Annotated in this window: 8 protein-coding genes; 6 read left to right on the forward strand and 2 right to left on the reverse strand. The window is 47.3% G+C overall.

The genetic code is table 11. The features are described from left to right. On the reverse strand, positions 1 to 738 hold a 738-nt coding region (locus VN429_RS12230; protein ID WP_325633731.1), incomplete at its 3' end, for a cation diffusion facilitator family transporter. A 146-nt stretch (positions 739 to 884) separates the two neighbouring features. Between VN429_RS12230 and VN429_RS12235 the strand changes: the two genes are divergently transcribed. The 5 genes from VN429_RS12235 (at position 885) to VN429_RS12255 (ending at position 6,351) form a co-directional block, all read left to right on the forward strand. Beyond that, positions 885 to 1,103, forward strand: coding sequence for a rubredoxin (locus tag VN429_RS12235; protein ID WP_325633732.1), 219 nt, complete (start codon positions 885 to 887; stop codon positions 1,101 to 1,103). 180 nt (positions 1,104 to 1,283) lie between these two features. Then, positions 1,284 to 2,558, forward strand: coding sequence for a molybdopterin molybdotransferase MoeA (locus tag VN429_RS12240; protein ID WP_325633734.1), 1,275 nt, complete (start codon positions 1,284 to 1,286; stop codon positions 2,556 to 2,558). A gap of 153 nt (positions 2,559 to 2,711) precedes the next feature. Further along, positions 2,712 to 3,953: a molybdopterin molybdotransferase MoeA gene (locus tag VN429_RS12245; protein WP_325633736.1), complete on the forward strand. Its 1,242-nt coding sequence runs from the start codon at positions 2,712 to 2,714 to the stop codon at positions 3,951 to 3,953. After that, positions 3,950 to 5,587 carry a molybdenum cofactor synthesis domain-containing protein gene (locus VN429_RS12250; RefSeq protein ID WP_325633738.1) on the forward strand — a complete coding sequence of 546 codons (1,638 nt, stop codon included), beginning with the start codon at positions 3,950 to 3,952 and terminating at the stop codon, positions 5,585 to 5,587. Before VN429_RS12245 ends, VN429_RS12250 begins: the two co-directional genes overlap by 4 nt. Continuing rightward, positions 5,584 to 6,351 carry a SagB/ThcOx family dehydrogenase gene (locus VN429_RS12255; RefSeq protein ID WP_325633740.1) on the forward strand — a complete coding sequence of 256 codons (768 nt, stop codon included), beginning with the start codon at positions 5,584 to 5,586 and terminating at the stop codon, positions 6,349 to 6,351. The genes VN429_RS12250 and VN429_RS12255 overlap by 4 nt, the downstream gene beginning before the upstream one ends. Before the next feature lie 29 nt (positions 6,352 to 6,380). Here VN429_RS12255 and VN429_RS12260 read toward each other — a convergent pair whose 3' ends face one another. Then, positions 6,381 to 7,256 carry a 4Fe-4S dicluster domain-containing protein gene (locus VN429_RS12260; protein ID WP_325633742.1) on the reverse strand — a complete coding sequence of 292 codons (876 nt, stop codon included), beginning with the start codon at positions 7,254 to 7,256 and terminating at the stop codon, positions 6,381 to 6,383. A gap of 256 nt (positions 7,257 to 7,512) precedes the next feature. Here VN429_RS12260 and VN429_RS12265 point away from each other — a divergent pair, with 256 nt between their 5' ends. Next, positions 7,513 to 9,207: a S8 family serine peptidase gene (locus tag VN429_RS12265; RefSeq protein WP_325633744.1), complete on the forward strand. Its 1,695-nt coding sequence runs from the start codon at positions 7,513 to 7,515 to the stop codon at positions 9,205 to 9,207. Positions 9,208 to 9,691: the final 484 nt, after the last annotated feature.

Raw genomic sequence — 9,691 nt, forward strand, 5'->3', positions numbered from 1 at the left:
GTCGAAATACTCAGCCAGAGCACGGACTACCTCCAATTGTAACTCTTCATCAATTGTTTTGTCGAGCAGATCAGGAAGAGAGGATGATATGGTGCGGTACCCCGAAAACAGGAATGATCCAATGACAATAAATGAAGCCACCGGATCAATGTATATTGCCCATTCATAATCTGCGAGCAGCATCACAAGTAATAGCGCAATGAGGACTGTAAGGTCAGTAAGTGCCTTGGTTTTAAAGAGCCTGACCTGTGATTCCATCACCGGTGAGTACTCTTTCTTTGCGATATGGGATTTCTCTCTCCAAAGCCAGGTGTTTACACAGACACCGATGAACATCATACAGATTGCTAAAAATGTCCCTTCTTCATGAAGCAGGGAAGGATTTAGGAGTTTGAAACTTGTGATAGCGAAGACCAGAACCAGTGAGAGGAACATCACTCCCCCGGTGATGATACCAGTCAGTGTCTCAAACTTGCCCATCCCATAATCGTAGACATCCCCTCCACCCTTTGTTATCTTTCTCATGGCAATCCAGGCAAAAAAGGTTGAGAGGATCTCATTGCCACTTTTTATGACATCTGCATACAGGGTTACTGATCCCGAAAGGATTGCGAGTAATATATCCGGAAGCCAGAAGATGATGTCAATGACCAAACTTTTAAATATAACTTTTTCACGTGTCTTGTATGAATGAGAATCAGAAATGGTTTTTTCTTCTTCAGTCACTATATGTGGCATTGTCCTGTATACATGGGTGAAAAATCTACAAATACCATGCTGAGATCATATGTGATTACTTTGTCAAACCAGTAAGATAATTTGAGTTATTGCAAAATTAAGTCCAAAAAAGCATATGAACCAGAAAACCATAGTCTTATGAATACATGGTGAAGAAAGTAGCCTCAACTTCAAATCCGGATATGGATGTGTACCGGTGTAACCCGTGCCGGTATTATTATTATCCGGAGTTAGGTGATCCTACACAGAATATCCCGCCAGGAACACCGTTCTCAAAGTTACCTGACACGTGGCGGTGCCCTCCATGCAAGGAACCAAAGTCTGCATTCGTAAAGGTTGAGCGGCCAAAAAACCGCCAGATATGATTCATGATTAATTCATGAAGGCAGCCAAGGGCTGTTTTGAGATTTCATTTCTGGTGAATGTTAATACTGTTTAACTTCCCTGGTAATAATAAATATATTTCGCTAACGGACTCCCCCGATTGAGCATATATGTACCCATGAAATCAACAATCTTCTCAGGCCATGCCGATTCCATGGACGATGTATCAGACGGAGACCCGTTGGGCTGATCAGTTTGTGTTAGTTAAAACTGAACCCATTCAGGCAGAAATTACCTCTTCTGATCCAGAAACGGTACCGTTAGAAGAGGCCGTCCGTATCGTTCGTTCGATAGCCCATAAGACCGGAACCGAGACGATTCCGGTGGATGAAGCGGATGGTAGGACATTGAGTGAGTCCATCTTTGCCTCCGATGATATACCTGGATTTGATCGGGCTACAATGAATGGTTTTGCAGTTATCTCTTCTGATACAATAGCCGCACAGGCCAGCCCCGTAAATCTTACAATCACTGGTTCAATAAAGAAAGGTCTCTCAACAAATCACAATCTCGCACCCGGCCAGGCATTCTTAATTCAGACTGGTGGGAAGTTACCTGCCGGCGCAGATTCTGTAATTCTTGAAGAAGATTGCATTGTACAGGGAGATGTAATAACAATTCAACACCCGGTTCCCTCTGGTGTTAATATCATCAGGAAGGATGAAGATTTCAGAAAGGGTGAGCCAGTATACCCGGCAGGATGGATCCTTCGGCCTCAGGATATTGCAGTCCTGGTGTCTATCGGTAGAATCCGCGTAAAAGTCAGGAAAAAACCGATTATCGGGATCATCTCTACAGGCAGAGAACTGGTCCCTTCTGAATCCATTCCGAAGTCCGGAGAAGTCAGGGAGGTTAATTCATACCTGGTAACTGCCTTCTGCAAACGGCAGGGTGCAATTCCGGTCAGGTATGGTATCATCAGGGATGATGCAGAAGATCTCACGAGACTGATAGAACAGGCTTCACAGGAATGCGATGCCATCATCGTGAGCGGGGGAAGTTCGCGGGATGAGCATGATATAACGGCTCAAGTTATTCACAAACTCGGGAAAGTGTATACCGAGGGAATCTCTTTTGCACCTGAAAAACGGACCACTATTGGGCAGATAGATTCGGTCCTTGTGATAGGGCTCCCGGGACACCCGTCTGCCACCTTTATGGTGTTGACCCTTGTCGTGATTCATCTCCTTCAGGCGATGAAGGGTTCTCCAAACCAACAGGTATATCGAAAGTATGCCATGCTTACTGATACTCTGCACGCCAGTAAAGATAGTGACCGATATATCAGGGTTACCATCACAGATGATAAAGCAACACCGGTCTTTGGAAAGGCCGGGCTTATTCATATGCTCTCTCAAAGCGATGGTATTGTGAAGATCCCGGCTGGAAGCAAAGGGTTTAATGTCGGCGACCGGGTCGAAGTGATGATCTGGTAGGGATTGGAACTGGTTATATCCCCGCAGGTAAAAAAATACATATGTACTCTGAACTCGGGTATAGTCATTTGAACCGGATTTCTTTCCCTTCATGTAGTTCCTGGACTGGTTTAAAGGCTAATACTGCCAGAAGAGCACAGCGCCGGATAATATATGTCTAATTCAGAAAATTCAGGTCCAAATGCTTCATCAGAGTATTATTTTGATGTAGTACCTATAGAGGAAGCGGTGCGGATCGTCAGGAGTATATCGCACCAGACCGGGACTGAAACAATACCGATCGATGATGGAGATGGAAGAACACTGAGCGAACCAGTTGTCGCTCTTACTGATATACCCGGGTTTGAGAGATCCTGGCGTGACGGATATGCAGTCGTCACCGGTGACATTCATTCTGCCTCTGAATCTTCACCAATAAATCTCTCCTGCCTTGGAGCTGTCAGGATGGGAACACCTTCCGATCAGACTGTCACTCCTGGAACCTGTATGTATATTCCAACCGGGGGTCAGATCCCGGCAGGTGCCGATGCAGTTGTGATGGTTGAGTATACCGAGCGTATTGGAAATACCATCCTTATAAAAAAGCCTACAATCGTAGGTGAAAATATCATCAGACGTGATGAGGACTTCAAGGCGTCTGATCTTATATATCCTGTCGGCTGGATTCTTCGCCCACAGGATATCGGGGTACTGGCGTCGATAGGGAAGACTCAGATTACCGTACGAAAAAAACCGGTCATCGGGATCATCTCAACTGGTGTGGAACTTGTCCCTGCTGAAGCAATACCCCGGCCCGGTGAGGTCCGGGAAGTGAATTCCTACCTCATCACGGTCTTTTCACGCAGGCAGGGAGCGATCCCGGTCCGTTATGGAATCATCAGGGATAGTCCTGACGAGCTTCGTGAGACCATCTCCCGGGCTGTACGGGAATGTGACGCCGTTATTGTAAGTGGAGGAAGCTCCAAGGATCGTAATGATATCACTGCTAAAACCATTGGAGAACTCGGCGAAGTCTTTGTGCATGGTATCTCGATTGCACCCGGAAAGCCGACTATCATCGGAAAGATTCAGGATATTCCAGTCATCGGACTTCCCGGACATCCTGCCTCTACATTCATGGTCCTCTCCCTGGTGGTAATTCACCTTCTTCAGGCACTCAAGGGTTCGCCCTGTCAGAAGACGTATAAACAAAAGATACGGATGGCAACAAGTGTTCAGTCAGAACAGGGGCGAGAACATTATCTTCGTGTCAGGATAGAAGGAGATTATGCAACCCCGGTGCTGGGCAAGTCAGGTCTTATGAATACGCTGGCCTGGAGTGATGGGATTATCCGGATTCCTGCAGGAGATGAAGGATACGAGGCTGGTGACGAGGTTGAGGTGATGCTCTGGTGAAGAGGTATCTGAGTAAGATACCCCTGCCTGAAGCAATTACCATTCTGACAACCACCTTCCCTCAGCCTGATCGCCGGGAATTTATTACCGCAGAAGAGGCAAATGGTCGGGTTCTCGCCTCACCGGTGTATGCCAACGCCACAATCCCCGCTGCAAGACTCGCGTCAATGGATGGGATTGCTGTCAGGAGTCAGGAGACACTTGAGGCCCGGGATCAAAATCCGGTCGTGCTCACGAATGCCGTCAGTATTAGTACCGGCCAGGTAGTCCCGACCGGGTATGATGCTGTCATTGCATCAGAAGAGATCGGTTTTGCTGGAGATGGCAGGTATGAGATACGGCGTCCGGCAAGGATGGGCCAGAATATTAGAGAACCTGGCGAGGAGGTAAAATCCGGGCGTCTTATCCTCCATCCAGGCCATCGGGTTGTGCCTTCTGATCTTGGAGCACTTATCACCTACGGGATCAGGGAAGTTGAGGTCAGATCCCTTGTTATAGGACTCATCCCCACTGGTGATGAACTAGTTCAGGGAGACCAGGAGCCAAAGCCGGGTCAGGTCAGGGAGAGTAACACTGCTGTGATTGCAGCCTCTCTTATCCAGGCCGGAATAACACCGGTACGATACCCGATCACTCCCGATGATCCAGATTTAATCAGGAATGTGATCAGCTCTGCTGTGCAGTCCTGTGATCTGGTTCTCATCTCAGCAGGTTCGTCAGGAGGAAGTCGTGATCATACCCGTGAGGTCATTGAAGAACTTGGAAGTATACTCTTTCACGGAGTTGCGATGCGGCCAGGTAAGACAATCCTTTGTGGGAATGTTGAAAACACTCCGGTTATTGGTCTTCCCGGCCAACCGATGGCTTCACTTACTGCATGGCGTGAGATAGTAATTCCTCTTCTTCGCAGCTGGGAGTTTAACCTGCAACAGATTCATGAGTCTTCGGCAATTACTGCTGAACCTATACCCAGCGACGGTGGAATTGATGAGTTCATCCCGGTATCAGTTGTGAGAATACTTGGAGAGGACTATGTGTTCCCTCGGCCGAGGGGTGCAGCAGGTCAGATGCAGGCCGTTCGTTCCAATGCAGTTCTTCACATTCCAGCAGTAAAAGAAGGATACCGGGAAGGTGCACCTGTTACAGTGCGGCTGACCAGACAGCACCGGGATGAGCAGGGTATTCTCATTGCAGGAATTTCAGATACTTTAACCGATCTTCTGCAGGCTACGTTTATCTCCCATAAATCTCATCTCATCATACGTCCTCTCTCTGCAATTGGTGCTGCTGCAGCTCTGTGCAAAGGAATGTGTCATGGAATCTTTATTTCAGGGTCTGCTACAGGTAAGGATAGCGATATCTCAAGGCTTCTTCAATCCGGGTGCAGGGATCAGGTACGATCTGTGGCGGTAGGATTCAGGGAGGGCGAGTCGATTATGCTGCTCTTCAGAGATACACCTCCAGTCCTCGCAGAGATCTCGCCACTCATAGATTTCCTCTCTTCAGAAATCTGGAGGAAAGCAATAGGGCTGCCGGAGCCGGGCATATCGGGCACAGTTGAACCCTTGGTATCAGAACCAGGGAATGAATATAGTGAGCAGACAACAGGTCATATACAGAGGATCAGATCATGAAGGGGATTGAATTTATCGAGGCGACCCGGTACGGGGATGAACAGATAACAACTGATGAGATGAAAGGGCTTGACCAGCCAGAACTTGAGGAAGAACCTGTAGGCGATCTCATTCCCCTGCCTGATCCTGAACGTGAGGTAATTGGTGAACTTGATCTCTCAGAAGCGATTGAACTTCGGGAGAGTCAGCGAGAATACACCGATGAAGTGCTGACACTAACCGAACTCTCGTATCTTCTCTGGTGTACTGCAGGAGTAAAATGGGCATTTCCTGGTGGGGCATTCAGAACCGTGCCGTCTGCAGGGTGTTGTCATGCCATTGACACCTACCTTGCAATAAACAGGGTTGAAGGAATTAAACCCGGGCTGTACCGGTATATCGCAATGGAACATGCTCTTGAGACACTCCCGGCATATCCAGATATCGGTGATGATATGAGCACTGTCTGCTTTGACCAGCCCTGTGTGAAACAGGCAGCAGTAGTCTTTATCTGGGCTGCTGATGCATACCGAATGACCTGGAAGTACGGAGAGCGGGGGTACCGTAATATCTTCCTTGACGCAGGACATATCTGTCAGAATCTCTATCTGACAGTTCAGCCAGTTGGATGCGGCTGCTGCGCAATCGGTGCATTCAAAGATCAGAATCTCAATGATATGCTCAATCTTGATGGGATTGATCGATTTGTGCTCTATATGGCAACTGTTGGAAAAGTCGATCAGTCTGAAGAGGAAGAATCTCCCTCTGCAGATCTTGTTGCCTGAACCGGTAAAATACGGTAATTATTGGGTCGTTAATACCCTGTTACAATCTCTTCTTCAGGAAGAGAGGCAACCACATCTTCCCTGAATTTGTCAAACCCGATATCATCGAGTTGATCCGGGAGCAGTGAGTCACCCCAGGCTCTTCGGTAAATCCAGTATATGATCTTCTCAATACAAAGGTCCACTGTCTCCGGGCTCTTCACAGTGACAAAATGTTTGCCTATCTTGGGATGACGACCCCGTTTTCCTCCGACCGTGATATGGTATGCAGGAGGATCAGACTTTATGATATGGAACGGGCAGCAGGCAATACACATCCCACAGTGAACGCATCGGTTCTCATCCAGGTTTATCACCCCGTTCCTGATGACGATAGCATTCTCTCTGCAATAATGGGTGCAGGTTCCACAACCCGTGCATGTACCTGGAATCCGGTATGGTCTGACCACTCCGGTTATTCCGATCTCGTTTAGTTTTTCACTCATGCAGGAGTTTGGGCAGGCTGATATCGCAATACGTGCCTTGACGGGCATATCCCTGCCAAAATGTTTTTGGTCAAGGGCTAGCGCGAGGGAGATAGAGTCCATCTGTGCATACTTGCACCGATCAATCCCCGGACATGCTGTGACATTTACAATCTCTGACTTCTCAGCACCAAGGGGTGTTCCGTTCTTCTCAAGTGCTGCGACGATCTTCTCTAGATCCTCATATTTTACATGGATGAGTTCTGCAGTCTGTCGTGTGGTTAAGTGGATACCTGCTTTGAACTTATCTGCAATCTTACATATTCCGGACATCTGCTTGTTTGAGATTATTCCGGCAGGGATCCGGATACGGACGGTAAACAGTTCAGCGTCCATCTCCTGGATGATCCCCCCCTTTTCGTGGAGGGCAATTTTCCGCATGCTTTACTATGTGAATAGGGGATGAATGAATCTGTCGGGCCGGATAAATTATTGACTGAAGTGGTGCTTCCACTCGACAGGTGATAATGAAGGTATCATGCCTCATTGATATGTGCAGCCAAAAAAATTGTTAGATTGCCCAACCAGTCAGTTCCACACTTTATTAATACTCGATTATCAGTGGTTTTCGACAGGGGTACTGGGACTTTCATAATCGCGGCAGATGTAAAATGCCGGGGTTTCAGGTTGGATCATCATGAATCGTCTGTTTTATTTCAATATTTATTGTGGAATTGTCATACTGCTCGTTATTTGTGCTACTGTATCTGGTTCTGCAGACAATATCAATTATCGAGAGCAGGGTTCAGACACTGGAAAGAGCCTGCAGGTCTTACCTCAGCATGCTGAGGATCGGATCATTGTCAGGTACAAACCAGATGCCAGGGGACCTGACAATACTCTGAACTCGTTCATGGACAATACGAACAAAAAGGTCGGAGGTACGGTCATGGCAGACTTTTCTCCAATGGGTGTATCAGGTATGCAGATAATCAGACCCCCTGACAACCAGAGTGCTGAAGACGCCATATCAGAGTATGCAAAGCAGCCCGAAGTGCTCTATGCAGAAGCTGATCATCTCATCTCATTATCGCCAAATGAGACTGCTGATTCGGTAAGCAGTTCTCCGAGCAGTTCTAGTTCATCATCAGTGACCCCTGATGATCCCGGATATTCACTCCAGTGGGGGCTTCACAACACCGGCCAGTCCCCATTTTATGGAACAGTGGGAGCAGACATTGATGCTCCTGTTGCCTGGAACACTACAACCGGATCATCAGTTGTCATAGCCGTTGTGGATACCGGGGTCGACTATACTCATGAAGACCTTGCGGCTAATATCTGGACCAACTCCGGAGAAATTGCTGGGAATGGAATTGATGATGATGGTAATGGGTACATCGATGATGTACGTGGCTGGAACTTTTATAGCAGCACCAATGATCCCATGGACGATAACGGACACGGAACTCATTGTGCCGGTATCATTGCAGCGGTGGGAAACAACAACGCCGGTGTGACCGGAGTGAACTGGAAGGCAAAGATCATGCCTCTCAAGTTCCTAAACTCTGCAGGAAGCGGCTACACATCTGATGCAATATCTGCAATCCTGTATGCTAATAAGATGGGGGCTAAAGTAATTTCAAATTCCTGGGGAGGATCCGGTGTATCGCGATCCCTTAAAGATGCAATAGATGCTTCTTCAGCGGTAGTTGTTTGTGCAGCAGGAAATGACGGTGAAGATATCGATACAACTCCCCTATACCCTGCATCCTATAATAGTTCAAATATCATCGCGGTCGCAGCAACAGATTATAATGACAATCTTGCTACTTTCTCCAATTATGGTGCCAAGTCAGTGGATATTGCTGCCCCCGGTGTTAAGATAAGAAGCACTTACAAAGATGGCCAGTATGCCTATCTTTCAGGGACATCGATGGCTACACCCTATGTCTCCGGAGTTGCAGCCCTTATATCTGCTGTCAACTCTTCACTCTCCAGTAATGAAATAAAGGCAAAAATCCTGGATAGTGCAGATACAACCAGTTCGCTGAAAGGTAAAGTTGTGAGCAATGGAAGGCTCAATGCTGCAAATGCAGTAGAGGCAGCTTCTGGTGGTGGGAATACAGACCCCGATGATACCGATGATCTGGCCGTTTCATTCACCGCAGCTCCACGATCTGGAAACTCGCCACTTCCAGTTCAGTTTATGGATGCATCATCGGCAGGAGAGACCGGGTGGTATTGGAATTTTGGTGATGGGAGTTATTCAATACTAAAGAATCCACGGCATGTGTATCAGAATAAGGGCAAATTTGCAGTGACACTGATGATCACCAGTGGAAATAAGAGTGGATTACTGAAAAAATCTGGATATATCACCGTTCAATAACTTTTTCTAATACAGAATAGATCATTTCAAATCCCGCAAAGTGAGAGGAGCCGGTTGTGATGAGACAAGCTCCGGTCAATGACCGCTGGATAAAGATGTTGTCATCCGGCCCCTCTCACCCCTCATGTACTGGATTAGATCGATGAATACCGGTTTACCTCGAGGGATATTGAGGTAACCAGTTGATTTGCGGGATTTGTGTGGTTGTTTTCCTTCTGCCTACCGTTGGATATCTGGTGGAGGCAGGCGGAATGGCATGTTCTGTCTTCAAGAATCTCTGAAGGATGATTCTCAACTAATCGCCGAAGGATCTCTCTCCTGTCCGGAAAGAGTGGTGCAGACACTCGTTAGGTTTGACCATATGAGCAGTTTACAACCAGATTGGAGTTTTCATATTACATGAATGCCCTGTTCTCCAACTTATAGAAGTCCTGCAGCACACCCTGGCATGCACAGAACTTCTCACTCCGGCAAAGAAGTATTG

Origin of the sequence: Methanospirillum sp., from assembly GCF_035560735.1 — an archaeon.
Classification (GTDB): Archaea; Halobacteriota; Methanomicrobia; order Methanomicrobiales; family Methanospirillaceae; genus Methanospirillum.